Origin of the sequence: Kutzneria sp. CA-103260, from assembly GCF_018263855.1 — a bacterium.
Classification (GTDB): Bacteria; Actinomycetota; Actinomycetes; order Mycobacteriales; family Pseudonocardiaceae; genus Kutzneria.
Map to the genome: position 1 here is coordinate 2,161,483 of NZ_CP073318.1, position 24,783 is coordinate 2,186,265.

The following is a 24,783-nucleotide window of genomic DNA, read 5'->3' on the forward strand; positions in this document are numbered from 1 at the left end:
CCCGTCGGTTGGCCAGGATTGGTCCCGCCCCGAAGCGGTCAGCCGATCGACCCCCGTTCTGCCGAAGGGAATCCGTTGCACACCAACCTTCTCCCCGCCGACGCGGCACGGTGGCGCACGCGGCGGAATCCGAAACGGGTCACTGTCATCGGCGCGGGGGTCGCCGGCCTGGTCGCCGCGTACGAGCTGGAGCGGCTCGGACACAGCGTCGAGGTGCTGGAATCGCGACTGTGGGTCGGTGGCCGGGTGCGGACGCACGGCTTCGCGGGGCGCGCTCGCGGCCCGCTGGCCGAGTTGGGCGCGATGCGAATTCCGGCGTCCCACCACCGAACGATGCAGTGGATCGACCGGCTGGGCCTGAGTGACCGCGTGCGCCAGTTCCGCACGCTGTTCTCCGACGACGGCAACTTCCTGGAGACGCCGGCCGGGCACCGGCGGGTGCGCGACGCGTCGCCGGTGTTGGTCGAGGAGTTCCGCCGGCGCCTGCCGGCCGACCGGTCCTATCGGGACGAGTCCGTCCTGTGCGCGGCCTGGCTGACGGCCAGCGTCAACGCGGTCGCGCCCGGCGCCTTCCAGCAGAACCTGCACGCCGACCTCAACCTGGAGTTGCTGGATCTGCTCGACGGCATCGACGTGCGGCCGTTCCTGGTCGACGGCGCCGCCGAACGCGTCGACCTCAACCGATTCCTGGCCAACAACGCGGGATTCGCCGCGCGCAGCCGGTTGCAGCACTTCTTCGACGACATCACCACCGAGACCTCCTCGGAGTTGTCCCGGCTCGAAGGCGGCATGGACCAGATCGCCCGCCGGCTGGCCGACCGCCTGCGCGGGCCCGTGCACCACGGGCGCAAGGTGGTCGGCCTGCACGTGCGCGACGACGGTGTGGTGGTGGAGACGCGACGCGGGCTGGCCACCGCGGCCAGCCACTGCGACTACGTGCTGTGTACCGTGCCGTTCTCGGTGTTGCGCGGGATCCGGCTCACCGGGTTCGACGACGCCAAGCTGGCGGCCGTGCACGACATGCAGTACTGGCCGGCGACGAAGATCGCGGTGCACTGCCGGGAGGCGTTCTGGGAACGGGACGGCATCAGCGGGGGAGGCTCGTACACCGGCGGTCTGGTGGGACAGACCTACTACCCGCCGGTGGAGAGCGATCCGTTGCTGGGGGCCGCGCTGCTGGCCAGTTACCGCATCGGACCGGAGCCGGACGCCCTGGTCAAGGTGCCGCGGGAGAAGCGGACCCGTGTGGTGCTGGACGAGCTGAGCGTGATCCACCCGCAGTTGACCGAGCCCGGCATGGTGCTGGACGTCGTGACCCAGGCGTGGGGCGAGGACGCTGCCAGCCTCGGCGGGGCATCGGTGCGCTGGAGCAAGGACATCGTGACCGCGGAGGAGGAACGGGCCCTCGCGGCGCAGCCGCAGGGCACGCTGTTCTTCGCCGGCGAGCACTGCTCGTCGTACCCCGCGTGGATCGAGGGCGCGATCGAGTCCGGGCTCGCCGCCGCCCAGGAGATCCACGCGTGCGCGCCGGTCGCCCAGCCGGTCCGCTCCCACGGCTACCGCCGGATTCCCGGCGGCGCCGCCTGATGCCGTGCTACGAAGGGGAAGACAGATGAGCTCGCTACTCACCACCGAGGTGCTTGTCGTCGGCGGTGGCCCGACCGGCATGGCGATGGGTCTGGAGCTGCGCTCGCGCGGTGTCAGCTTCGTGCTGGTGGAGGCGGGCGACGGCGCGGTGGGCCACCCCAGGGTCAGCGGCATCGGCCCGCGCTCGATGGAGTTCTTCCGGCGCTGGGGCATCGCCGACCGGATCCGGCACGCCGGCTGGCCGGGCGACCACCCACTGGACTGCGTGTGGACCACTCGCATCGGCGGTCACGAGCTGTTCCGCCTCGACCGGCACACCATGGACACCCGCCCGGAGTTCCGGCACACCCCGGAGCCCGACGCGATCTGCCCGCAGCACTGGCTCGGCCCGCTGCTGCGGTCCGAACTCGGTGAGCACCCCGACGGGCCAGTGCGGATGCGCACGCAGCTGGACGATTTCACGCAGGACGCCGACGGCGTGACCGCGACCATCACCGACCTGGAGACGGGCGCGGTGACGACGGTCCGGGCCCAGTGCCTGATCGCCTGCGACGGCACCGGGTCGGAGATCCGCAAGCAGTGCGGGATCGGCGCGCCGGCCCGGCACGAGACCCAGGTGTTCCGCAACATCCTGTTCCGTGCGCCGGAACTGCGGGAGCGCCTCGGCGAGCGCAACGCCAACTTCTTCTACCTGATGATCTCCTCCGCGCTGCGGTTCCCGGTGCGTGCCCTCGACGGCGCGGGCCTGTACCGGCTCACCGTCGGCCTCCAGGGAGATCCGGAGTCGCGGCAGGACGCGGAGACCTTGGTGCGTGCGGCCATCGCGTTCGAGACGCCGGTCGAGGTGCTGTCCGACAACGAATGGCATCTCGTGCACCGCGTCGCCGACACCTTCCGGCACGGCCGGGTCTTCCTGGTCGGCGACGCCGCCCACACGCTGTCCCCGTCCGGCGGCTTCGGCATGAACACCGGTATCTGCGGCGCGGCCGACCTCGGCTGGAAGCTGGCGGCCGAGCTGGGGGGCTGGGCGGGACCGGGCCTGCTCGGCAGCTACACCACCGAGCGCAAGCCGGTCGCGCTGGAGGGACTGGAGGAAGCCAACCGCAACCTCGAACGCGCGATGCGGCGTCAGATCCCGGCCGAGCTCAACGACGACACCCCGGAGGGCGAGTTCGTCCGGGCCAAGATCAGCGAGGGACTGCGGCGCGGTGGCGTGGCCCGTGAGTTCGACGCGCCCGAGATCCACCTCGGCTTCACCTACGCGGGCTCGCCGCTGATCGTGCCGGATCCCACCGCGGAGAACACCGAGGACCGGCGGCCCAACACCCGACCGGGCTCCCGCGCGCCGCACGCCTGGGTCAAGCCGGGAATGTCCACACTGGACCTTTTCGGCGACGGCTTCGTGTTGCTGTGCTTCGCCGAGTCCGACCGGACGGCCGCGTTCACGGACGCCTTCGGCTCGCGCGGAATCCCCTTCAGCGTCGTCGTGCTGGACAACGAGGAGATCGCGAAGGTCTACGAGCGGCCGTTCGTGCTCGTCCGCCCGGACGGACACGTGGCTTGGCGCGGCCACTCACTGCCGGCACCCGCTGCCGCCGGGGAGATCGCCGACCAGGTGCGCGGCGGTGCGCGATGACCGCGACGATCCTGCCGCCGTTCAGCCTCCAGGGCTGGACCGATGCCGACGTTCGTGATCCGTACCCGCGGTACGAGCGGTACCTCGCGGAGTCGCCGGTGCATCTGGCCGACGGTGTCTACTACGTCTTCGGCCACGACGCCGCGTCGACCGTGCTGTCCAGTCAGGTCTTCGGCCGGCGGGCGGCGTCGGGCGGACCGGTTCCGACCGGGCACTCGGCGCTGCGCGCGATGGTGGAGAACTGGCTGGTGTTCCTGGACCCGCCCCGGCACACCGAACTGCGGTCCGTGGTCAACCGGGAGTTCTCGCCGACCGTGGTGACGAACCTGCGGCAGCGGATCACTGAGATCGCCGCGGACCTGCTGCACGACCTGCCCCCCGTCTTCGATCTCGTGGAGACGTTCAGCGCGCCGTTGCCGATCCTGGTGATCTCGGAGCTGCTCGGCGTGCCGCGCGAACGATGGAGCTGGCTGCGCCGCCAGGCCGTCGGCCTCCAGGAGGCGAGCAGCAGCCGCGCCGCCCGCAATCCCCGCGCCCACGAGGTCGCCGAGCGAGCCGCGGGCGAACTTCGGGACTTCTTCCTCGCCCTGGCGGCCGAGCGACGCGAGTCGCCCGGCGCCGATCTGCTGTCGCTGTTGGTGTCCGCGCAGACGAGTGGTGAGCCGCTGTCGTCCGACGAGATCGTCGCCACCTGCGTGCACCTGATGACCGCCGGCCACGAGACGACGACGAATGTGCTGAGCAAGGCGGTGCTGACGTTGTCGTCGAGCCGGCAGGAGCTGGCCGTGCTCCGGTCGTCCGGGGTGGATCCGGCAGCCGTGGAGGAACTGGTGCGCATCGACGCGCCCGTGCAGGCGGTGAGCCGGTGGGCCTACGCGGACGCCACCGTTGGCGGTGTGGAGATCCTCCTTGGCAGCAAGGTGATGGTCATGCTCGGCGCGGCGAACCGCGACCCCGGGCGGTTCGCCGCGCCCACCGAGCTGCAACTGGACCGGTCGGGTGGCCGAGGACTGAGTTTCGGGTTGGGCATCCACTACTGCCTCGGCGCGACGCTGGCGCGGGCGGAGGTCGAGATCGGACTCGGGTTGCTGCTCGCGGCCCTCGGCGAGTTCACCGTGGAGAGCGTGGAGTACCCGTATGACCTGGTTTTCCACGGTCCGTCCAGCGTCGTCGTGAGGAAAGGCTGCTGACATGACCGACATCGAGGCTTTCGAGGTTCGCCCGGACATCACTTTCTTCGCGCCCAGCGAAAGTGAGCTGAGGTGGCAGTACGAGGAGATCTTCGAACAGGGCGGCTATGACGGGATCACCCTGCCGGCCCAGGCTTTTGTCATCGACGCCGGGGCGAACGTCGGACTGTTCTCCTACCTGGTGAAGAAGACGTGGCCCGACGCTACCGTGCACGCTTTCGAGCCGATGCCCGAAACGCTGGACGCGCTCCGTCGCAACATCGCCGGCCATCGGCTCGACGGCGTCGAGGTCGAAGCATGCGCCCTCGGCGCGACGCGTGAAGTAGACGTGCAGTTCACCTACTATCCCGCCCTGCCAGCGAATTCGACCCGCTACCCCGATGAGAAGGAACTCCAGAAGCAGGCCCTCGGCGCGGTGCTGCCGGCCGAGGAGATCGAGCTCCAGTACACGGGACGCACGGTGAACGTGCGGGTGGAGCGCCTGTCGTCGTTCCTGAAGCCCGACCGTGCCATCGACCTGCTCAAGATCGATGTCGAGGGCGCTGAACTGGAGGTCCTGCAAGGGATTGACCCCGGCCACTGGCCGCTGGTCCAGCAGGCCGTGCTGGAAGTGCAGGATCTGGACAACCGGCTCGCGCTGGTGTGCGACCTGCTGGCGCGGCATGGGCTGGCGCCGCAGGTCCGATCTTCCCCGATGATCCCGGAAACCATCCGGACCTTTATGGTTCACGCCGTCCGATGACCGGGGACGTCCTGGAGCCGGCGAGAACACCCATCGGCCTGTTGTCAGCCGCGGGCCTGGTTACTGGGGTGAGCACGTCGTAATTCGTCGCCCGGCCGCGGCGATGGGGCCCACCGGGAGTGATTCCCGTTGGGCCCCATCGTGTTCGCGCCAACTCGTGCTCGACCGGCGAGTTCCCAGGTCATCCGGTCACCGGTCGGGTGGGATGGTCAGCACGTGATGGGGCTGGGGCGGAACTTGGTCGCGGGCAGGAGTTGGAAGTCACGCAGGTTGTCGCCGGTGTTGCAGACCCGGGTGAGGGCGACCGCAAAGGGCCCGAACGGCTGGGGGTTGGCTGGGCGCCCCTGCTGGCACGGCGTGCCTGGCATGGTGGCCACCGCGTCGACTGCGTCGCCGAGCGGGTTCCGCAGACAGATGCCGACCCGACCGTCCGAGGGCAGGTCCGGGTTGGCGAGCACATAGACCTGGCTGGGCCGCAGGGTCGTGGGCCACGGGATCGGGACCGAGGAGATCGGCCGGACCGAGCCGGTCCAGGCGTCGACGGTGAAGTTGGACAGGTCCAGCGTGGCCAGGCTGATGTTCTGGATCTGGATGTACCGGCCGTTGGGGCCGGAGGTGGCGAACTGGTCGATCACCAAGGTGTGGGAGGGGGTCGCCGTCGCGTTCGGCGCCGCGGACGCGGCGGTGGCGCCGGTGACCAGTGAGAGGGCCGTGATGCCGGCCGTAATGAGAGCTGTGAGGGAACGCCTCATCGGTGTTGCCTCCTTCTCGGAATAGTGGTGAAGCGCTTCGTCGCGTTGGCCGACACCGGTAATCGGGGGCGATCCCGGCAGCCGGTACATCCCCGGGAACCACTCCGGCCGCCTGTTGTCACGAAGCCGCAGGCGAAATCAGTCACTTTGTTCGTGAGCCCCTCGCCAACCGTTGTCGGAGGGATGATTCACGGGGTCAGGCATCCCCGGGAAGACCCGGGTTCCTGTGCTGGTGATAAGGGGTCGATTTCAGGGTGGGCGCGTCAAGTGCTCGGCGCAAGGAGGCCATTCACGTGGCCCTTCGCGTGATATCAGGGTGCCCCAGGACCGCAAGGCTGACTGAGATGATCTCACCAAGATTCTGGCGCTTGAACTCGAAGGAGTACCGCGAGTCCCACACCGACAAGGTGCGCCGCTGATCAAACCGGGCCCGGGAAGGTGTCCGAGGAGCCCCTGGTGAGACTGGATTTACGAAGATCAAGCCTGTACCAGAAGGCTCCCCGTGATCACCTGCCGTGCCACACGCGACGTGCCCCGGCCGCCGTCATTTCACCGCCCGATCCGCGGCGCATCACCCGAAGCGCTCACTCCAACCGAACCCACCTCCTAGAACGCGTTCTAGCTGGAAGCAATCGTCACATGGTCCATCGACTGGCAACCTCCTGGTCCCATCGCGATGGCAGCGGCCTAACAGTCCCAATCCCAGGGATATGTGTCGTCGGCACAACCCGGCTGATTCCCGGTGCCGGGCTGGGGATCGGCGCTTCCCGGTGGGGGAGCCGGCGAGGTGGTGTCCGGACCCTCCGGCGGCGCCGAGCCGCGGACAACGGGTGGGCTGACGGTCCAGTGGAACGAAACCGTCGCCGCGGCGGCAGTGGCGCGGATGATCGTGATCGTCACGGTCCAGGTTCCCGGTGCGGCGGGACTGCCACTGATACGGCCGGTCGAGGGGGCGATCGAGAGTCCCGTGGGCAGCGGCGACGCTTGGTAGGTCAGCGGGCCCTGATCGCTGGCGTGCGCGTTGAGGGCGAGGGAGACGGCGTCGCCCACACTCGTGTGCTGATCATCTGGCGTGGTCAGGGAAATGGTGACCGGCGCGATGGTCCAGTTGAACCCGGTTTCGCCGGAGTTGCCGCCGGCGTCGGTGGCGGTCACGGTCACCCGGGTGGTGCCGGCGGTGGTGGGGGTGCCGGAGATGTCGCCGGTGAACGTGTCGATGGTGAGTCCGGTGGGCAGGCCGGTGGTGTGGAAGGTCTGTGCGCCGAACGCGCCGCTGAGCGCGATGTGCAGGTGCACGGGAGTGCCGACGGAGCCGTGTTGGTCGTTCGGTTCGGCGATGGTCAGTGCAGTGGTCCGCGGCGTCGTCGAAGGTCCGCCACCGGTGATCACTGGTTCCGGTTCGGCGATGCCGGCCGCTTGTTGGCCGGCGGAGAAGACGACCAGGGAGCCGGCCGTTCCGGCGGCGACCGCGGCCAGGCAGATCACGGCCAGGCGGCTGCGCCGGGGGTGCGGCCGGACGGGTACCGCGCGGCGTCTACGGCGTCGTCCCGCGTGGGGAGTGGACGGCAGGGTGGTCTCGCGGCTGAGGATCGTCCACGGTTGGCGAGGAGATGACGTTGCGGCGTCCGGGTGCACGGTTCGTGCGCCAGGTGGACGACCGTGCTGCTCTTCGTTCACGCGCCCTCTTTTGCTTTTCCTGCAACGGGTTTACCGGCTGCGGGAAAGCTTGCCACTGTGCCGCGGTCGGGTGAAGAGGACCCCTCGACTTCGTCTCCTCTCCTGCGAGAACGACAGAGAGTGACGGCTGCCCGGCTCCGATACGGTTGGCACTTTCATGTCAGCCACGCACACCGATGTGCCCGTGAACGATCTCGTCGGCCATCCGTCGCGGGGCTCTTCGTCGAGGGACAGTCACTTGGTGGCTGTTCCGTTGAGCATGCCGGAGATGATCCTCTACTTCTGCAGGCAGAAGTAGAGGATCACGATCGGCAGCGCCACGATGATGCCCGCCGTGGACAGCGCCGAGTAGCCGGTCAGGTGTTCGCCCTTGACGAAGGCCAGGCCCAGCGGTGCGGTGGTCCTCGTTCGTGATGAGCACGAGCGGGAGCAGGAACTCGTTCCACGTCCACATCGCTACCAGCACGCACATCGTCATGATCGGCGCCATGGACGAGGGCACGATCACCCCCCCCACAGCAGGCGGAAGTCGACCGGCACGTCGCCGACCCGTACCACCAGCACAACCCGCAGTCCCCCGGTGGAGTCGCGGCTGCCAAGGCCAGGGCGATCTCGGGTCGGCCGTCGTCGACATCTTCCGAGTGCGGGACGGCAGGATCGTCGAGCACTGGGACGTGATCCAGGTCGTCCCGGCGACATCGGCCGACGACAACACCGTGTGCTGACCGGCGAGCCTCGTCTCGGTCGGCTGAAGCCACGGGAAAGAACAAGGCTTTTTCTTCGCGACGTCGCCGTGCACCCTCGATGCCACTGATCGTCGAACAGCGGGGAACGGAATGCCGACCAGCGAAGAGGTCGATCGTGAGCTTGTCCTGGAGCAGGAGTTCGTGACCGCCCTGTACGCCAGGCTGGACGCCCTGCGCGAGCAGGCGGCGACCTGGTTGTCCGCGGCTCGGGATGCCGCGGCGGACCAGGAAGCGATGGCGTTGTGGCGGGCGGAATTGGCCCGCCTGGAGTCCGTGGAGGACGGACTGTGCTTCGGACGGCTGGACATGCGTGATGGGCGTCGCCTGTACATCGGCCGGCTGGGCCTGTTCCAGGACGAGGACGACGAGCCATTGCTGCTCGATTGGCGAGCACCGGCGGCCCAGCCGTTCTACACCGCGACCATGGCCGACGCGCACGGGGTGCGACGGCGACGCCGCATCACGACCCGACGGCGGGTAGTCCTCGCGCTGGACGACGAACTGCTCGATCCGGACACCGCCGGTGCCGCTGGGGAAGGCGCCCTGCTCGGGGAGGCGGCGTTGGTGGCGGCGCTGACGGCGGATCGAACCGGTCGAATGCGCGACATCGTGACCACGCTGCAGGCCGAGCAGGACCACATTGTCCGTGACGGATACGCCGGTGTGCTGGTGGTGCAGGGCGGCCCGGGGACTGGCAAGACGGCGGTCGCGCTGCACCGGCTGGCCTACCTGCTGTACACCCGTCCGCACCTGCGCACGCGGGGCGTGTTGATCGTCGGCCCCAGCGAGGTCTTCCTGGACTACATCGGGCAGGTGCTGCCCGGTCTGGGCGAGCACGCCGTGGTGACACGGACTATCCCCCTGCTACGGCCGGACATCCAGATCAGCCGCACGGACCTGCCTGAGATCGCCGAGGCCAAGGGCCGGGCCGACATGGCCGATCGGATCGCGGTCGCGGTGCGGTCGCGGGTGCGCATTCCCGATGAGCCGGTCGCGGTGGAGTTCGAGCAGCAGGTCGTGCGGCTGGATCCGGGTGAGTGCCGCCGCGCTCGGACCATGGCTTCCCGTGCCGGACTGCCGTACAACCAGGCACGGTTGGTGTTCCAGCAACGGATCGTCGACCTGCTCGCACAGCGCCTGATCGACCGGATGGAAGGGGTGGTGTTCACCGATACCGGCCAGGCCCTTGACGGTGGCAGCGCCGACGGCCGGCTCAGCGCGGCCGACTTGCGTGCGTTGGCCGCCGCGGGTGTGGTGCTCGACCCCGACCGGGACGACGACCGTGACGGTCCGAAGCGCCTGCTTGACGACGTTGACCTTCGCCGCCTGCGCAGCACCCTGTCGGCCGATGCGGAGGTGTGCCGTGTGCTGGACGAGTTGTGGCCGCCGCTGACCGCGCGGCAGGTGGTGGCCGATCTGCTCGCCCAGCCAGCGGGGGAGTGGAGTGCGGCGGACATTCCGTTGCTGGACGAGGCCGCCGCGATGCTCGGCGAGACCAGCGCTGAGGGCGGAGGTGGGGTGATGTTCGGGCACGTGGTCGTCGACGAGGCGCAGGAACTGTCCGCCATGGCCTGGCGGATGGTGATGCGTCGCTGTCCCACCAGATCGATGACCATCGTCGGAGACCTCGCTCAAACCAGCGATCCGGCCGGTGCCTCGTCATGGGATCGCGCACTGCGGCCACAGGTGGACGATCGCTGGCGGTTGACCCAGCTCACCATCAACTATCGAACCCCAGCGGAGATCATGGCCGCCACCAGCGACCTGTTCGCCGCGCACCATGCCGACCTGCGGCCGCCCCGATCCGTACGCGCCGCCGGTGAATCACCCTGGCGTCAGCACACCACGCTCGCCGAGTTGCCCGACGTCGTCGCCGACATCGCCAGCGGGCACACCGACGGCCAGTTGGCGATCATCACGGTGCCTTCTCACCTTTCCTTGCTCAGGAAGGCTTTGCGCCTCACCACGCCACCCGCGATCACCGATCCCGTCGTCATGCTGACGCCAGAGCAGGCCAAAGGGCTGGAATTCGACTCCGTGCTGATCGTCGACCCGGCCGCGATCCTCACCGCTCCCTTGGGCTACAACGATCTCTACGTGGCCATGACCCGCGCGACCCGGCGACTGGGGATCGTGCATCCTGGCCCAGCGCCGGCCGAACTGTCGCGGATCCAGGAACGACGTCACTCCGAGCGGCCATCGAAGCCCCGCCGTCCGCCGTTCGAGGGCACCTCAAGCTCAACTCCGTGCTGCCCATGATCGACGTCTTGCGCACCGAAGTGATGTATGACCAGGATCGGGATGTGAGCGCTACCGGCACCCCCACCGCTGACCAGGAAACGCGCTACAGCAAGGCGACCGGACCCACGAGAGCGTAGCGCCCGCTGGAGCCTGCGACACCTGCCCGGCCAGCAACAGGTCCGCCCCGTCCTGGGAGCGTCATTCGGACCGGGCGAGCTCCGGATGCGGGCAACACTTCGGTAGTGGCTTTGGCGCGCGGCGCTGGGATTGGTGGTATCCGTGAATGATCGTCGCTTGACCGGTCGTCGAGAGCCCGCGTACCGTCGACCCAGATAAGGAAACTTTCTTAACAAATAGGTGGCGTCATGGTCAGGTCGATCACTCGGCGCGCCGTGCTGTCGGCGGCCGCCGGCGCGGCGTCGGCGACAGTGCTGGCCGGTCCCGCGACGGCCGCGCCACGCGAGGGCGTTTCGGCTCCCTACGGCCCCTATCCGCCACACCTGCTCGAAGCGGAACGGCTGCTGGGCTACCTCGACCTGCTGCCGTGGGAGGCGGGCAACAACAAGTACCGGCTGCCCGCGCCGCCCGGCCAGCCCGACGTGCCGGACCAGATGACGTGGGGCGACCCGGGCGACCCGGCGTCCTATCGCAACCTCGCCCAGTGCGCGTCGTTCCAGACCGGCATCCTCAAACACTCCTACCCGCAGTGGGCCACGGCGGAGTTCTTCGCCCAGCACTTCGGCTCGCCCAGCCCGCAAGCCTGGCAGTACCACCGCGTCTTCACCGGACGGCACGGCTCGGCGCCGCACTTCACCCCGGTGCTGACCGTCGACGACCTCCGGGTCGGTGACCTGATCGCGCTCGACGACCTGACCCGCCAGCCCGGTGACACCGACACCGGCCACATGATGCTGGTGCGCCGCCGCGCCGGCACGTACGACGGGGTGGGCAACCAGGCCGGCAGCACCCAACACGCTGTCCAAGTGGTGGACTGCACCAAGAATCCACACGGGGTCTACGGCGTTGGCGCCTATTCGTCCTATCCGGACAGTCGCATCACCAGCACCAGCGAGTGGTCCGGCGGCGGCTTCGGGCACCTGATGCTGTACGCGGACACGGCCACCGGCGTGTTCACGGGCATCCGCTGGAGTGTGAACTCGTCGGTGTTCAACCCGGTCACCGAGCGGGCCATCGCCGCCGCGCGCCTCGGCTGACCGGCAATTCACGCGATCTCGCGCCACCACCGGTCCGTGGTGGGCGCGTCGGTGACGGGTTCGCCAGGACGCGGGACGGCTACGCGGACGTCGTGCGCGCTGGCTTCGGCCAGCAGCCGCTCGATCGGCTCGGACCAGGAGTGCCCGGCGAGGGCGAAAGTGCCCCAGTGGACCGGGATCAGCAACTCGCCCCGCAACGCGCGGTGCGCGGCAACGCCTTCCTCCGGTGTCATGTGGACGTCCGGCCAGAGGTGCGAGTACGCGCCTATCTGGACCAGCGTCACGTCGAACGGACCATGCTGCTGGCCGATCTCCCGGTACCCGTCGAAATAGCCGGAGTCGCCGGTGTAGAACACCCGGTGCGCCGCGCCGGCCACCACCCAGCCGGCCCACAGGGTACCGTTGCTGCCCGGCCGGACCCGCCCGGAGAAGTGCCGGGCCGCCGTCGCCGTGAGTGTGAGGCCGGCGACGGTCACCGACTCCGTCCAGTCCACTTCGTCGACGCGGGCGGCCGGGATGCGCCAGCGCGCCAGGTGCGCCCCGACGCCGAGCGGCACCACGAACCGGATTCTCGGCCACCGGACGGCGATTCTCCTGATGGTCGCCGTGTCGAGGTGGTCGTAGTGGTCGTGGGAGATGACCACGGCGTCGACCGGCGGCAGGTCGGCCAGTTCGACCGGCACGGGGTGCAGCCGCCGTGGGCCGATCAGCGCGGACGGCGAGACGCGGTTGCTCCACACCGGATCGAACAGCACGGTGCCGCCGTCGAGTTCCACGAGAACGGTGGAATGTCCGAGCCAGGTTGTTCTGACGCCGGCCGGGGGCGTGGCCAGGTCGGGGCGGACGAGCGGCACCGGTCCAGCCGGCCGGCGTCTCGCCACGGTGGCCGCCGGGTGGTGGGGCGACGGCACGGGCTGCGCGGGGCCGGCCGGGTTCTGGAAGGCCCCGTCCCGATAGTTCGGCGAGTGCCGCATCCGCGCCAGCCGGTCGCCGGTCGGGCGACCGCCGAGCGCTGCCGTGCCGATCAACGTCATGGCTTCTCCTCCGGGTCGTGCACCGCCCGGAATGTGAGCCGTTGACTTCACGAGGCGAGTGACCTGTTTGAAGGCGCAACGATCCGCCGCGGCGCGATGTTCCCCGGCCGGACGCCCGTTCACCCACAGCCGAACGGGGCCGGGGCGGTTGCCGCAAGCCGCCCCGGCCCCGAGACAGGTGGGCTCAGCCGTTGAGGGTGCAGGCGGCGAGGGCGTCCAGGCCGGCGGGCTTGGCGCCGGCGACGCGGCCGATGTCGATGGCGATCCGGTCCAGCACGGCGATCCGCTTGTCCTTGAGCGGACCCAAAATCGCGTTGTTGACGAAGTTGGGGCCGCCCTGCCCCTGCGAGGTGACGAGCCGCTTGTCGGCCTCGGCGATCTGGGTGTTGAGCAGGTTCAGGTTCCGGGTCACCTCGGCCTGGGCCGCGGCGGGGATCGCCGGCAGCTTGTCCTGGACGGAGGGGCAGACCACGGTCGGCACGGCCGCGGCCGCGTTCGCGGTGCCGCCGCCGCTGTTCGTGACGACCACGGCCGCGCCGCCGACAACAGCCGCCGCGCCGAGCAACACGGCGGCCACTCGGACCCTCCGGGGAACCGCCGCGTAACTGATCCTCATTGCCCACTCCCGTCACATTCGCCACGCCCCACCGTCCGGTACGTGGCCGCCGCGGGAGCCGTTCAGCGTTCGACTGATTCGACGTTCAATCCCTTGTGGACGGTCGCCCGGTCCGGGTGTCCGGGCCGGGCGACCTGCGGTCACGCGGCGGAGCAGGACACCTGCGAGGGGACCGCGGGCGTGCCGGGATAGTCGGCGGTGAACCCGAACGTCGTGCTGGCGCCGGGCGCGAGCTGGCCGTTCCAGCTGGCGTTGGCGACGGTCGCCAGCGATCCGGACCGGGAAAGGGCTCCGTTCCAGACGCTGGAGACATTCTCGCCGTCCGGCAGCGTCCAACTCGCGTCCCAGCTGCCGATCGGCGCCGAGGTCGAGTTCGTCACGGTCACCTGTCCCTGGAAGCCGCCGGCCCAGGAACCGGTGATCGCGTACGTCGCGGTGCACGGCGTGCTGGGCGGCGGTGTCTGGCCACCGCCGATGCCGGTGACCTGGCCGTTGCCGCCGTCGAACAGGACGTCCGAACAGCCGTAGAACGTCTCCGTGCTGTCCGACCGGGCCCAGATCGAGTAGATGACGTGAGGCCCGGTCTTGGCTGCCGGCAGGGTGGCGTTCCAGTAGTAGTAGCTGCTCAGGCTCCCGGGTGATCCCACCGACGGTGGCTGCACCGCGGTGGAGAACGGCATGCTCTCCAGATCGTTCCAGGTCAGCGGCCGGGTCCGGTCCCAGCCGTCCTTGGTGATGTAGAGCCGGAACGTGCCGGGGTGCGCGGCCCACTTGTTGTACTTGACCTGGATGGTCGCCCCGCTGGTCAGGTGGGTGACCGGCCAGTCGTCGCGGGCCAGGTCGAAGCCGGCGAAGTCGTAGTAGTCGCTGTTGCCGCTGCACAGCTTGCCGTCCGGGATCACCCCGACGGTGCCGCCGTTGGCGGTCCGGTTGCCCACGGCGAACCAGTTGTACAGCGGAGTCGGCCCGCTGTGGGCGATGGCCGCCTGGCACGCGGGGTTGTGGGGCACGATCTGGCCGGTCGCGGTGATGCCGTCCTCGTAGCAGAGGAAAGTCCTGCTGCCGGCGAACGTCATCGCCCCGTGGGCCCAGGCGGGCGTGCCGCCCAGGACCAGGGCCGTCACCGCCGCCAGGACGGCGACCAACCACAGTGTCGGTCTTCTCACGGTGAACCCCTTCGACGAGGGGGGACCGCGGCGCGGTCCCCCGGACGAGGTCAGGACAGCGCCGGGTAGGCGTTGGCCACGAGCTGCTTGAACTGCGCGGCGAACCACTGGCCGGCCGGCACGTCGTAGCCGGGGATCGAGCCGGTGGAGTAGGTGCCGCCGTTGCCGTCGGTGTTGGTGCCGGCCGGGTCGCAGTGCGGGTCGCCGTGGGTGTGCGAGCCGCTGGGGTAGTCGCCGTCGGACTCGCCGGGCGGCTTGATCCAGACGAAGGCGATCACGTGGTCGGCCGTCCCGAACGGCTGCGCCTGCGGACGCGTGCCGATGCCGGCGCCGTTCTGGTTGCACCAGTCACCGCGGAACGGCCGCTGGTCGATCTTGTTCGCGGCCACGTAGGCGCCCGGCGTGGTCGGCGAGGTGTCGACCCGGGTTGGCCGGTTCGGCCCGCCCCAGCCGTTGCGGGAGGTGTCGATGAGGAACCCGATCCGACTCGGGAACCCGGTGGAGACGAGCGTGTTGTACATCGCGGTGTCGTAGGTGTGCTCGTCGAAGTAGTGGTTCCACTGGTAGAAGTTGGCCGAGAACAGCGGCTGCCCGCCGACCTGGATCCCGCTGTCGGGCAGGAAGGGCTCGGTGGTCGGCGTGTAGTTGGCGGTGTCGCTGATGAACCCGTCCACGCTGGCGAAGCCGCCGGTGGTGGCCCGGACGACCTTGGCGAACTCCTGCCCGGCCGGTCCCATGTTGCTGTCCCAACCGAGCCAGGCCGAGTGGGCGATGTCCAGGTAGTTGTAGACGTTCGGGATCGCGTGCAGCTTGTTCAGCGTGTACTCGATGCCCTGCTCGTAGAACGGCGTCGCGGTCGAGCAGGCCGGCTTGCTCTGGTTGGTGACCGCGTTGGGCAGCGAGTCGGGTTCGATCACCGCGACGACACGCAGGTTGCTGTTGCCGGTGTACTTGGAGCTGCCCAGAGTCGAGGCGATCGGGTCGATGTACTGGGACTCGTAGGTGGTCAGGCCGGCCGTCGTGGCCGGGATCTCGCCGTTGGACGCGAGTGCGGCGCAGTCGCGGCCAGGCAGGTCGTAGACCACGATCTCGATCACGACCGGGCCCTTCGCCGCCTGGGCGAGCGCCTTGTCCATGTGCGCCCGCAGGCCCAGTCGGCCGCCGACGCCGCCGATCGCGGCCATGGTGTCCAGCCAGATGCCGGTCTGGTAGTTGGCGACCGAGGCCTCGGCGGCCGAGCCGTCGGCGTTCGCCTGGGCCTTGACCTCGCTGACGTAGTCGGGATTCAGGTATGAACTCGCGCCCAGATAAGGGTTCGCCACGTGGCCTGCCAGCGGCGAGGATGTCGCTGTCGCGGGCGCCACCGCGAACAAGCCGATCGTCGTGGCCGCGGCCAGTGCCGCGGCCGCCAGTGGTCGCAACGTCATTCTGGTGTCTCCTAGTCAGAAACCGGCAGGGGGAGCCACGTTCGGGAGCAGCCGGGCGAACGCGTCGAACGCCGCGGGGAAGGGAAGGTCGTGGTGGAGGAGTTGTCGGCGGCGGTGCCCCACGCGTAGTGCCAGGCGAGCAGATACGTGTCCTCATTGGACTTGGAGGTGCCGGTGCCGTGGTCCGCTTCCAGCCAGAGTGCGAAACGACGTCGTCGTCGCATAGGTGTGCTCCTCCCGCTCGAGCGGCGGGAGAAATGTAGAGCCCGGCAACATATTCACGTCGCGACCGAACCCGAGCTGCTGGCTGGATACCCGCTGACCTGGGCGGACCGGCGTCGTGTCCGATGTATCTTTCACGCCGAGGCGCGGAGCACCAGTTCGGTGTCGAGCACGACGCCGCGCCGCCCGGTCCGACCGCCGACGATCAGGCCGAGCAGATCGCGCGTCATCCGGGCGCCCATCTCCTCGATGGGCTGGCGGACGGTGGTCAGCGGGGGATCGGTGCGCCGGCCTATGGGCAGGTCGTCGAAACCGACCACGGCGACATCGTCGGGCACGCGGCGGCCGGCTCGCCGAAGCGCGCGAAGCACTCCGACGGCCATCAGGTCCGAGGCGGTGAAGATGGCGTCCACGTCGGGTCTGCGGTCCAGCAAGCGGGCCGTCGCGTGTTCGCCGGAGGCCTGGCCGAAGTCGCCGAAGAACACCAGGCCATGGTCGGATCGCTCCGCGTCCGCCATGACCTGCCGGTAGCCGGCGAGGCGGTCCATTCCCGCGGCCATGTCTCGGGGTCCCGCCACGGTGGCGATCGCGGAGCGCCCGCTGTCGATGAGGTGTCGAACGGCTCGCGCGGCCCCGCCGTGGTTGTCCGCGTCGACGTAGGAGACCTCGTATTCCTTCTCCCCGAAGACCGGCCGGCCGCCGACGACCACGGGGACGCCGATTCGATCGAGGTCCAGCGGGCTGCGTCCGTGCATGCTCACGAACAACGCGCCGTCGACATGGCCGCTGCCCAGGAAGTGCATCGCGGGCGCCTGACAGTCCTTTGTGGACGGCACGGTGAGCAGGACGAGCTGTAGGCCGGCCGCGGTGACCTCGCGACTCACCCCGACCACGATCCGCGCGAAGTACGGATCGGAGAACAGCCGCAGCCCTTCCTCGCACACCACGAACGCGATCGAGCGGCTGAGCTTCTGGGTGGCGGACCGGGCGGCGCGCTGGCGTTCGTAGCCGAGTGCGGCCATCGCGGACTCGACCTGTCTGCGTGTCTCGGGACGCACCCGCGGATAGCCGTTGAGCACACGGGACGCGGTCGCGCAGGACACCCCGGCCGCTCGCGCGACGTCGGCGAGCGTCGGGCGCGCCGGGCGGAAATCGACAGCGGTCACGCTGCACCCCATACGACGACATTGTCCAGCGGAGGGACGTACCTGACCTCAGTGTTACCGCAAACATATGCCGGGGGCAAGGAAGCCGTGTTCACCCACGATGTCGTGTAAGCGACCGCCGTGTACGCGGGGCCGCAGCCGTTGGCGCAGGGGGAAGGCAGTGCGAACCGACAGATTCGATTGCCCGCGAGCGGTGCGTCCGCCGCGTCGGTGACCCTGATCTGACACTGGGTTCCCCGCGACGACACCGTGCCGGTGGGACCGATCTGGTAGTCCTCGCCCATGGTGGAGCCCATGGTCGCGGCCTGCCCTGCGCCGTTCGGGTAGTACTGGACGCCGTGTATTCCGTTCGGCAGGTGGGAAATCGGGACGACGGCCCAATACGGCTGCGCTGACTGGACGAACTAACGGCAGGGCTGCACCCGCGCGGCCGGATCAGTCAGGTAGTCGGCTTCTCGTTGCACGGCGCAGGGGTCGTTGAAAAGCCCGGTGTGGCCGTCGGAGGAGCGGGTGAGCAGGATCGAGCCGGCGATCTGATGGGCCAGGCCGACACCCCACGAGTAGGGGGTCGCCAGGTCGTACTTGCCGGCCACGACGAGGATCGGTGGCGCGCCGCGAACCGGCTCGGGCCGCCACGGATCGGCGGCGGGCACCGGCCAGCCGGTGCAGCCGGCCTGGACCAGCCACGCCTCGACGTGGCCGGCGGCGTGCGGCGCGGTCCGGGCGGCCTGGGTGATCTGCTGTCGCAGCTGCCCGAACGTCGTTACGTCAGAAGGGAAATCCTGGCAGGCGATCGCCAGGTAGGTGTTGGCGCCAGCCACGTGCGTCGGGTCGCTCGGGCTGTCCGGCCCGTTGTCGGCGGCGTCGGCGAGCAGACCGGCGTCGCCGGCGACCGCCTGCTGGATCGCGGTGGCCAGGTTGGGCCACTGGGACGTGACGTTGAGGTATTCGTAGACGCCCTGGAGCACCACCTCGCCGGGGCTGCCGCCGGGAATGCCGTTGGCGGGCAACGGACCCTTGGCGGTCAGACGCAACAGTTCGTCATAGGTCGCCTCGGCTCCCCGGGCGTGCAGCGCACAGCTGGTCTGCTGATCGCACCAGGCGAAGAAGTGACGAAGGCTCACCTCGGTCGTGGTGTTCTCGTCGGCCACCAACCGGGCACTGCCCAACGAGTGGTCCATCGGGCCGTCCAGCACCATGGCGCGGACGTGCTGCGGGTACCGGCGCGCGTAGAGATTGCCGATCAGGCTGCCGTAGGAGAGGCCGAGGAAGTTCAGCTTGTCCTCGCCCAGGGCGACACGGATCGCGTCCAGATCGCGGGCTACGCTGATCGTGTCGAGGTGCGCGAGCAGCGGGCCGGTCTTGCGCAGGCAGTCCGCGCCGACGGCGCGGTTGTGGGCGACGAGCTGGTCGAACTGAGCCTGGGTGGTCGGGAACTGGGTGACCGTGGGGTCGAACACCGGCTGCGAACACGTCACGGCAGGCACGCTGTGGCCGACCCCACGCGGGTCGAAGCCGACCAGGTCGAACCGGTCCCGCAGCTGCTGGGGGAGCCCGTCGGCCCCGTACTCGATCGACTCCGCGCCCGCGCCGCCGGGACCGCCCGGGTTGATCAGGAGCGTGCCGACCCGCTTGCTCGGATCGGCGGCGTTGACCCGGGACAGCGCAAGGCTGATCTGCGCGCCGTGCGGCTGGGACCAGTCGAGCGGGACGGTCAACGTCGCGCACCGGGCGTTGTTGCCGCAAGGCTGCCAGTCCAGCGCGGCGCGGGCGGCGTCTGCCGTGGCGGGCACGGCCGCGGCTGTCGCGGCGACGACGCAGGCGACGGCGATGACTCTGGTTCCGAAGATCACCTCGGTGATTCTCGCCGGCGAGCCCTACGCTGCCGTCAGCCTCGAAGCTACGGTTTTGTCATACCTGAGGATTAGAACGTGTGTGTGGCGGGTCCGGTCCGCTGTGGGGTTCTTGGACTGTTCGGCGAACTCGTTGGTCTTACTGGGCCCCTGGGGACCTCGCGGAGCCGACCGTGGATCTGTCGAATTGATCGAAACCCGGCGACCTGGTCGATGTGCGGGTCGGCGCCTCGCCATCGGCTGATTGACAGCGATATGCGCGGCTGTAGCCTGGTTCGGCTGGCGCGGCCGGCGACGCGTTGCTGTGCTTTGGCCATGAAGACCAGGCTCATCCATCATTTGGGGGCGCTGGCCGACGTCAAACGATCGCGGTCGGGGGGTCGGTGGAGTTCAGGCTGTTGGGTTCGATCGAGGCCGAGGTGTCGGGTCGGTCGATCCCGTTGGGGCCGCCGCGGCAGCGAGGCATCCTCGCGGTGCTTGCCGCCGACGCCGGCCGGCTGGTGCTGATGGACACGCTCGTCGACAGGGTCTGGGGCGATGCGCCGCCCGCCCGGGTGCGGGACGCGCTTTATGTCTATATCGCCCGGCTGCGGAGGATCCTCGCCGCCGGCGACGGCTCGGCTGTGCTGCTTCGTCGCACACACGGGTACGTGCTCGACGTCGCGGAGGACACGGTGGACGTCCACCGGTTCCGGCGTCTGGTGGTTGAGGCACGCCAGCCGCACCAGGACGTCCGCACCCGGACTGAGCTGCTGCGGGCCGCGCTGGCGCAGTGGAGTGGCACCCCGCTGGCGGCGATGCCGGGCGAGTGGGCCGACGCGGTCCGGCAGGCGTGGCAGGGGCAACGCGTCGACGCTGTCGTGGAGTGGGCCGAGGCCGAGCTCTCGGTGTTCGGCCCGGCCGCGGTGATCGACACGCTGACCGGGATGCTCATCCAGCATCCGCTGCATGAGCCACTGGCCGCCACGTTGATGAGGGCGATGCGCGCGGCGGGGCGTACTGGTGAGGCGCTCGACATCTATGCCAGGCTCCGGGCAGAGCTCGCCGAGCAGTTGGGTATCGACCCGTCCGCGCCGCTGAGGCGGGCTCATGAGGAAATGCTGCGTTCGGACGCTGGTCTGCCGACGGACGGCGGTGCCCTCACGGGTAGGGGCCTCGAACCGCCGAAGCGGCACGAACGTCTGACTGAGGCGTACACCGGCACGGCCGACCCGGTCATCTCGGTGGTCGCTGGCGCTGAACTTCTTCAGGTGCTGGGTGAGCACGAGGTCAGGCCAGCGGCCGAGGATGTGGCCCGGGTGGCGGAGTCCGCCGTCCAGCGACTGTCTACACAGGACGAAGCGACCCGCCGTCTCGCACAGTCCCTGGTGGTGCTGGGCGACGACGCCGACTGGCCGCTGGCGGCAGCCCTGAGCGGCCTGAGCGATGCCGAAAGCCGTGACCACGCCGACCGGTTGCGACGGATCGGCGTAGTCGCTCCCGACGGCGCCGCGCGATTCAGCCACCCATCGATCCGCTCCATACTCGCCGAAACCGCCATCACTCCCACCGAACTGGCCGCCGGGCACGCCCGCGCGGCGGAACTGCTGTACGCCGACGGCGCGCCGCCCGAACAGGTGGCAACGCATCTGCTGCTCGCCGACCCAGGCCCCGGGCAGTGGCGGGTTGAGGTCCTGCGCGAGGCGGCCCGGGCGGCCCGAGGCCGAGGACTGCCGGAAACGGGCACGAGGTACCTGCGGCGTGCCCTGAGGGAGCCGACCTCAACGAAGCAGCGCGGCGACGTCATCCTGGACCTGGGCGCCGACGAGATGCTGTCCGACCCGGACGCGGCAGCGCGGCGGTTGGCGCTGGCCCTGCCCAGGCTGACCGATCCGCTGACCCGGGGGCGGGCCGCGAGTCTGCTGGCCGATGCCCTGTTCGCCGCCTACCGGCACGAGCAGGCGATGGACGTGCTTGAGCGCGCGGTGGCCGACCTCGCGACGCAGGCCGGCTCGGACACGCTGCTCCGGGAACAGTGGTGGCGCGTACAGGCGCAGCTCGTGCTCGTCGGGTACGAGCGGCCGGCAACCCTGCCGAAGGCCCGCGTATGGGCGGAGCGGCTCCGTGCTCTTGGCATTCCGGGCGACACCCCGGGGCAGCGGGCCGTGCTGCTGGCGCTGGCAACGCCCGCGATGATCGGCGAGGGCGACGCGGCGACCGTGAACGATCTCCTCGACCGTGGGCTGCGTGGTGAACTGGCCGCCGATGCGCGGGCGACGTACGTGCTGGGGGTTGCCGGCCTCGGGTACACGCTCACCGACCGGCTCGACGATGCCGCCCTGCGGTACGACCAGATGCGGGAGCTGGCCGGTCGGTGCGGGGCGACCGTCGCGTCCGCCCAAGCCGTGGCGGGGTTGGTGAACGTGGAATGGCGGCGGGGCGAGCGAATCCCCCTCACCCCACGGTTCGACGGCGCGCTGCGCACCGATCTGCGAGCCCGGCTTTCACTGGTGACCGTCGCGGTCGAGTCACTGGTCGAACTCGGCGACCCGGCCGCGGCCGCCGACATCCTGGACCAGCACGCCAAGGGGGCCACCGACGAGTCAGTGCGATGGGCGCCGGTGTTGGTCAGTGCGGGCCGGGTGCAGGCGGAGCGGGGAGATCTCAGCGGCGCGCTGGCCCTCCTGCTGGCCTACGGGGGTTTTGAGCGGCAGGAAGGGCTCGGCACCCCGGTGGCAACCCCGTGGCGGACCCTGGCCGCACGGATCTGCGCCGCTCTCGGACAGCGGGAACAAGCCCGACAGCTGGCCACCGAGGAGTTGGACGCGGCGTATCGGTGGGGCACCGCCCGGGTGATCGGCACCGCTCTGCGCTGCCTTGGCGCGGTCTCCGACGGCACCGAGGCGCGTGCGCTGCTGGCGGAGGCGGTGGCTGTGCTGGAGCCCTCGCCCGCGCGGCTGGAACTGGCCTGGGCCAAGTACGAATGGGGGCTCGCCGTCCGCGAAGCCGGCGATCTCCAGACCGGCCTGGACATCCTTGGCGCCGCACTGAAACTGGCTGAGCTGAGCGGCGCCCGGCTGCTGGCCGGACGGGCTCGGGCGGAACTGGTGGCCGCCGGCGTACGCGTGAGCCCTTAGACCTGGCACCGACTCGTGGTTCGTATCCTCGGTGCAGTGGCGCGCGTCCACTTGCGCGGCAAGAAAACTGCAAGGTTTCGTTCAAGTCCCGTGCCGGAGCCTTGCGTCGGCGCACGGCACACCCGTTGAGCACGGTCGGTGTCGGGCCGCTTCCGCGGTTGCCCGCCGTGGACGTTGGTGGACGGGGAGGACAGATGGAAGAGTTCAGAATCAGTCGGCGGCAGGGCCTTGTCGCCCTGGGGGCCACCCTCGGCTCGGCATTGCTCGGCACAAGCCTGGCCAACGTCGCGAACGCGGCCACGGGCACTCGGCAGAACATGGCGGCGGTGCAACCGAACAAGGTGGACTACTCCGTCAAAATCTTCAATGATTCGCTGCTGGAAGGCTATCAGGCCATCATATTTCAGGAGGATCCCACGCTGGGGGACGACGCGGTGACCCTGGCCTGGATGACGAAGACCTGTCATGCGGGTACCAGTGTCACGTTCCTCTGGGGCTTGGACTACAACTTCATCTGGGGGCAGCAGGGAACCCTCGCGCCGGGAACGAAGTTCAGTGCGGGGCAGATCATTCCCGCCGACCTCACGCAGAACAACGGCGTCACCCTCTCCTACGTCGATGACGGTTACGTCTTCTCGAAGACGACGCCCTACAAGGGGTCCAGTCTGCATGTCTTCGAGGACCAGACGGTTCCCAAGGCGGGTACGCCCAACTCTGGATCCGTGGGTGTCGGCATGTCGGGATTCGGCACGTTCGTCGTTCCGACGGGCTCGAACATGAATGTCGACTTTTCGCCCAGTCCGCTCTACTGGATCGCCTTCGGCAAGTACACCACCAGCACGGTGATGAACATTGCGCAGTTGACGGTTCCGGTGCGGATCCAGTTCAAGGACGGCGAGACCGCGGCCCTCGCGATCTACGACGGCCGCAACTGGGACATCACCTACAGCTAGCCCGCCAGCACGTCGACCCGAGCTCACGTATCGACGGTCGCAGGCCCGGCCCTCCCTGTCGGGCCTGTGACCGTGCCGAGGCCGGGGGACTGGTACGCCGATGGCGACACGCGTCTCGTCGATGGCCGCCGCGCCCATCACGTGTCCGCCGCCATGGATCCACAGCAGCGTTGCCCGCCAAGCCTTCGACACCCGAGCGGGTGGGCACGCCGGCCCACCCGCTCACGACGTCACCAGGTGACGGGCAGCGACACCAGACCGCCGGTGAGGGAGCCGGGGCGGATCTCCAGGTCGTCGGGGGCGACGGCCAGGCGGAGGGTGGGGAGGCGGCGGAACAGGGTGGACAGGGCGATCTTCAGCTCGGTGCGGGCCAGGCTGGCGCCGATGCAGAAGTGCATGCCGTGTCCGAAGGCCAGGTGGATGTTGGGGGAGCGGGTGGGGTCGAACTCGTCAGGGTCGGTGAACACGGACGGGTCCCGGTTGGCCGCGTTGGACGACAGCAGCACGCAGTCGCCGCGCTTGATGGTGACGCCTTCGACCTCGACGTCCTCGCGGGCGTAGCGCAGCAGCCCGAGGTCGCCGAGCGAGGTGTACCGCAGCACTTCCTCCACAGTGGACTGTGCGAGCCCGTCGGGGTCGGCGGCGAACCGGTCGCGGCGGTCGAGGTCGGACAGCAGGAACACGGTGCCCATGTCGATGCGGGTCATGGTGGTCTCGTGCCCGGCGAACAGCAGGCCGGCGGCCAGTCGCGCCATGTCCTGCTCGCTGAACGAAGGGTCCTCGGCCTGGGCCTTCACCATGTCCGTCATCACGTCGGCCTGTGGGTCGGCCCGCTTCTGGTCGGCCAGCCGGCGCATGTACTCGCGCAGCTCGTCGGCGGCGGCCTGGGCCTCGGCGCCGATGTCCATCCGGCCGAGCCGGGTGGACAGGTCGTGGAAGTAGTCGCGGTCCTCGTACGGCACGCCCAACAGCTCGCAGATCACCAGCACCGGCAGCGGCAGTGAGAGCAGCGCGTGCAGGTCGACCGGCTGTGAGGGGTCGGCGTCGTGCGCGGCGGTCATCTCGTCGATGCGGGCGTCGACCAGCTCCTGGACATGGTCGGACAGCTTGCGCATGCGGCTGGCGGAGAACGCCGGCACCAGCAGCGACCGCATCCGCTTGTTGCGGGCCTCCTCGTCGTCGTACTCGCCGCTCGGGCCGTTGAGCACGGCCGCGTCGGAGATCCTGGACGCCTGCTCGGGGGCTGGGTGCGAGCGGCCGAAGCGCGGGTCGGAGAACAACTCGCGGCACTGTTCGAACCGGGTGACCAGCCACGCGGGGTCACCCGCGGGCGTCAGCACCTCGACCGGAGCGGTCTCACGAAGCAGCACCGCGTACAGCGGCGCCAGGTCGATCGCGTTGGCCCGCCTGAACGGCAGCTGCGGCCGGGACTCGGTGGTGGTCAT

At 69.6% G+C, this 24,783-nt stretch carries 18 protein-coding genes; 8 read left to right on the forward strand and 10 right to left on the reverse strand.

Going from position 1 to position 24,783, the window contains the following annotated elements:
- Window positions 1–75 precede the first annotated feature (75 nt).
- Genes JJ691_RS09580 through JJ691_RS09595 form a run of 4 tightly spaced genes read left to right on the forward strand, consistent with a single transcriptional unit; the run spans window position 76 to window position 5,155 of the window.
- Window positions 76–1,587, forward strand: a complete 1,512-nt coding sequence (locus tag JJ691_RS09580) for a flavin monoamine oxidase family protein (protein ID WP_211768422.1) — start codon at window positions 76–78, stop codon at window positions 1,585–1,587.
- 25 nt (window positions 1,588–1,612) lie between these two features.
- Window positions 1,613–3,223, forward strand: a complete 1,611-nt coding sequence (locus JJ691_RS09585) for an FAD-dependent monooxygenase (RefSeq protein WP_211768423.1) — start codon at window positions 1,613–1,615, stop codon at window positions 3,221–3,223.
- Window positions 3,220–4,413 (forward strand): cytochrome P450, encoded by a 1,194-nt coding sequence (locus JJ691_RS09590; protein ID WP_211768424.1) that lies wholly within the window; start codon window positions 3,220–3,222, stop codon window positions 4,411–4,413. Before JJ691_RS09585 ends, JJ691_RS09590 begins: the two co-directional genes overlap by 4 nt.
- Before the next feature lies 1 nt (window position 4,414).
- On the forward strand, window positions 4,415–5,155 hold the full coding sequence (locus JJ691_RS09595; RefSeq protein ID WP_211768425.1) for an FkbM family methyltransferase: 741 nt from the start codon (window positions 4,415–4,417) through the stop codon (window positions 5,153–5,155).
- A gap of 209 nt (window positions 5,156–5,364) precedes the next feature.
- Here the strand turns inward: JJ691_RS09595 and JJ691_RS09600 are convergent, their stop codons facing one another.
- Complete coding sequence (locus tag JJ691_RS09600; RefSeq protein ID WP_211768426.1) at window positions 5,365–5,907, reverse strand: hypothetical protein; 543 nt, start codon at window positions 5,905–5,907, stop codon at window positions 5,365–5,367.
- 687 nt (window positions 5,908–6,594) lie between these two features.
- Window positions 6,595–7,392 carry an Ig domain-containing protein gene (locus JJ691_RS09605; RefSeq protein WP_211768427.1) on the reverse strand — a complete coding sequence of 266 codons (798 nt, stop codon included), beginning with the start codon at window positions 7,390–7,392 and terminating at the stop codon, window positions 6,595–6,597.
- A 1,028-nt stretch (window positions 7,393–8,420) separates the two neighbouring features.
- On the opposite strand from JJ691_RS09605, the gene JJ691_RS09610 reads away from it, so the two are divergent.
- Both JJ691_RS09610 and JJ691_RS09615 read left to right on the forward strand, forming a co-directional pair.
- Window positions 8,421–10,589: a HelD family protein gene (locus JJ691_RS09610; RefSeq protein ID WP_211768428.1), complete on the forward strand. Its 2,169-nt coding sequence runs from the start codon at window positions 8,421–8,423 to the stop codon at window positions 10,587–10,589.
- Window positions 10,590–10,936: 347 nt separating this feature from the next.
- Window positions 10,937–11,785 (forward strand): hypothetical protein, encoded by an 849-nt coding sequence (locus JJ691_RS09615; RefSeq protein ID WP_211768429.1) that lies wholly within the window; start codon window positions 10,937–10,939, stop codon window positions 11,783–11,785.
- 8 nt (window positions 11,786–11,793) lie between these two features.
- Here the strand turns inward: JJ691_RS09615 and JJ691_RS09620 are convergent, their stop codons facing one another.
- The 7 genes from JJ691_RS09620 to JJ691_RS09650 form a co-directional block, all read right to left on the reverse strand.
- Window positions 11,794–12,819: an MBL fold metallo-hydrolase gene (locus tag JJ691_RS09620; protein ID WP_211768430.1), complete on the reverse strand. Its 1,026-nt coding sequence runs from the start codon at window positions 12,817–12,819 to the stop codon at window positions 11,794–11,796.
- Window positions 12,820–13,003: 184 nt separating this feature from the next.
- Entirely contained in the window at window positions 13,004–13,435 is a 432-nt protein-coding gene (locus JJ691_RS52150; protein WP_249227795.1) for a hypothetical protein, read from the reverse strand.
- A 140-nt stretch (window positions 13,436–13,575) separates the two neighbouring features.
- Complete coding sequence (locus JJ691_RS09630) at window positions 13,576–14,601, reverse strand: lytic polysaccharide monooxygenase (RefSeq protein WP_249227796.1); 1,026 nt, start codon at window positions 14,599–14,601, stop codon at window positions 13,576–13,578.
- Between the two features lie 50 nt (window positions 14,602–14,651).
- Window positions 14,652–16,028 carry a glycoside hydrolase family 6 protein gene (locus JJ691_RS09635; protein ID WP_211768431.1) on the reverse strand — a complete coding sequence of 459 codons (1,377 nt, stop codon included), beginning with the start codon at window positions 16,026–16,028 and terminating at the stop codon, window positions 14,652–14,654.
- 11 nt (window positions 16,029–16,039) lie between these two features.
- Window positions 16,040–16,252: a hypothetical protein gene (locus JJ691_RS09640; protein ID WP_211768432.1), complete on the reverse strand. Its 213-nt coding sequence runs from the start codon at window positions 16,250–16,252 to the stop codon at window positions 16,040–16,042.
- Window positions 16,253–16,384: 132 nt separating this feature from the next.
- The gene (locus JJ691_RS09645; protein ID WP_249227797.1) at window positions 16,385–17,416 is read right to left on the reverse strand and encodes a LacI family DNA-binding transcriptional regulator; all 1,032 of its coding nucleotides are present in this window, start codon (window positions 17,414–17,416) and stop codon (window positions 16,385–16,387) included.
- 404 nt (window positions 17,417–17,820) lie between these two features.
- Entirely contained in the window at window positions 17,821–19,269 is a 1,449-nt protein-coding gene (locus JJ691_RS09650; protein WP_249227798.1) for an alpha/beta hydrolase, read from the reverse strand.
- A gap of 398 nt (window positions 19,270–19,667) precedes the next feature.
- Between JJ691_RS09650 and JJ691_RS09655 the strand changes: the two genes are divergently transcribed.
- Both JJ691_RS09655 and JJ691_RS09660 read left to right on the forward strand, forming a co-directional pair.
- On the forward strand, window positions 19,668–22,385 hold the full coding sequence (locus JJ691_RS09655; RefSeq protein WP_211768434.1) for an AfsR/SARP family transcriptional regulator: 2,718 nt from the start codon (window positions 19,668–19,670) through the stop codon (window positions 22,383–22,385).
- 194 nt (window positions 22,386–22,579) lie between these two features.
- Complete coding sequence (locus JJ691_RS09660; RefSeq protein WP_249227799.1) at window positions 22,580–23,338, forward strand: hypothetical protein; 759 nt, start codon at window positions 22,580–22,582, stop codon at window positions 23,336–23,338.
- Window positions 23,339–23,568: 230 nt separating this feature from the next.
- Here JJ691_RS09660 and JJ691_RS09665 read toward each other — a convergent pair whose 3' ends face one another.
- Entirely contained in the window at window positions 23,569–24,783 is a 1,215-nt protein-coding gene (locus tag JJ691_RS09665; RefSeq protein ID WP_211768435.1) for a cytochrome P450, read from the reverse strand.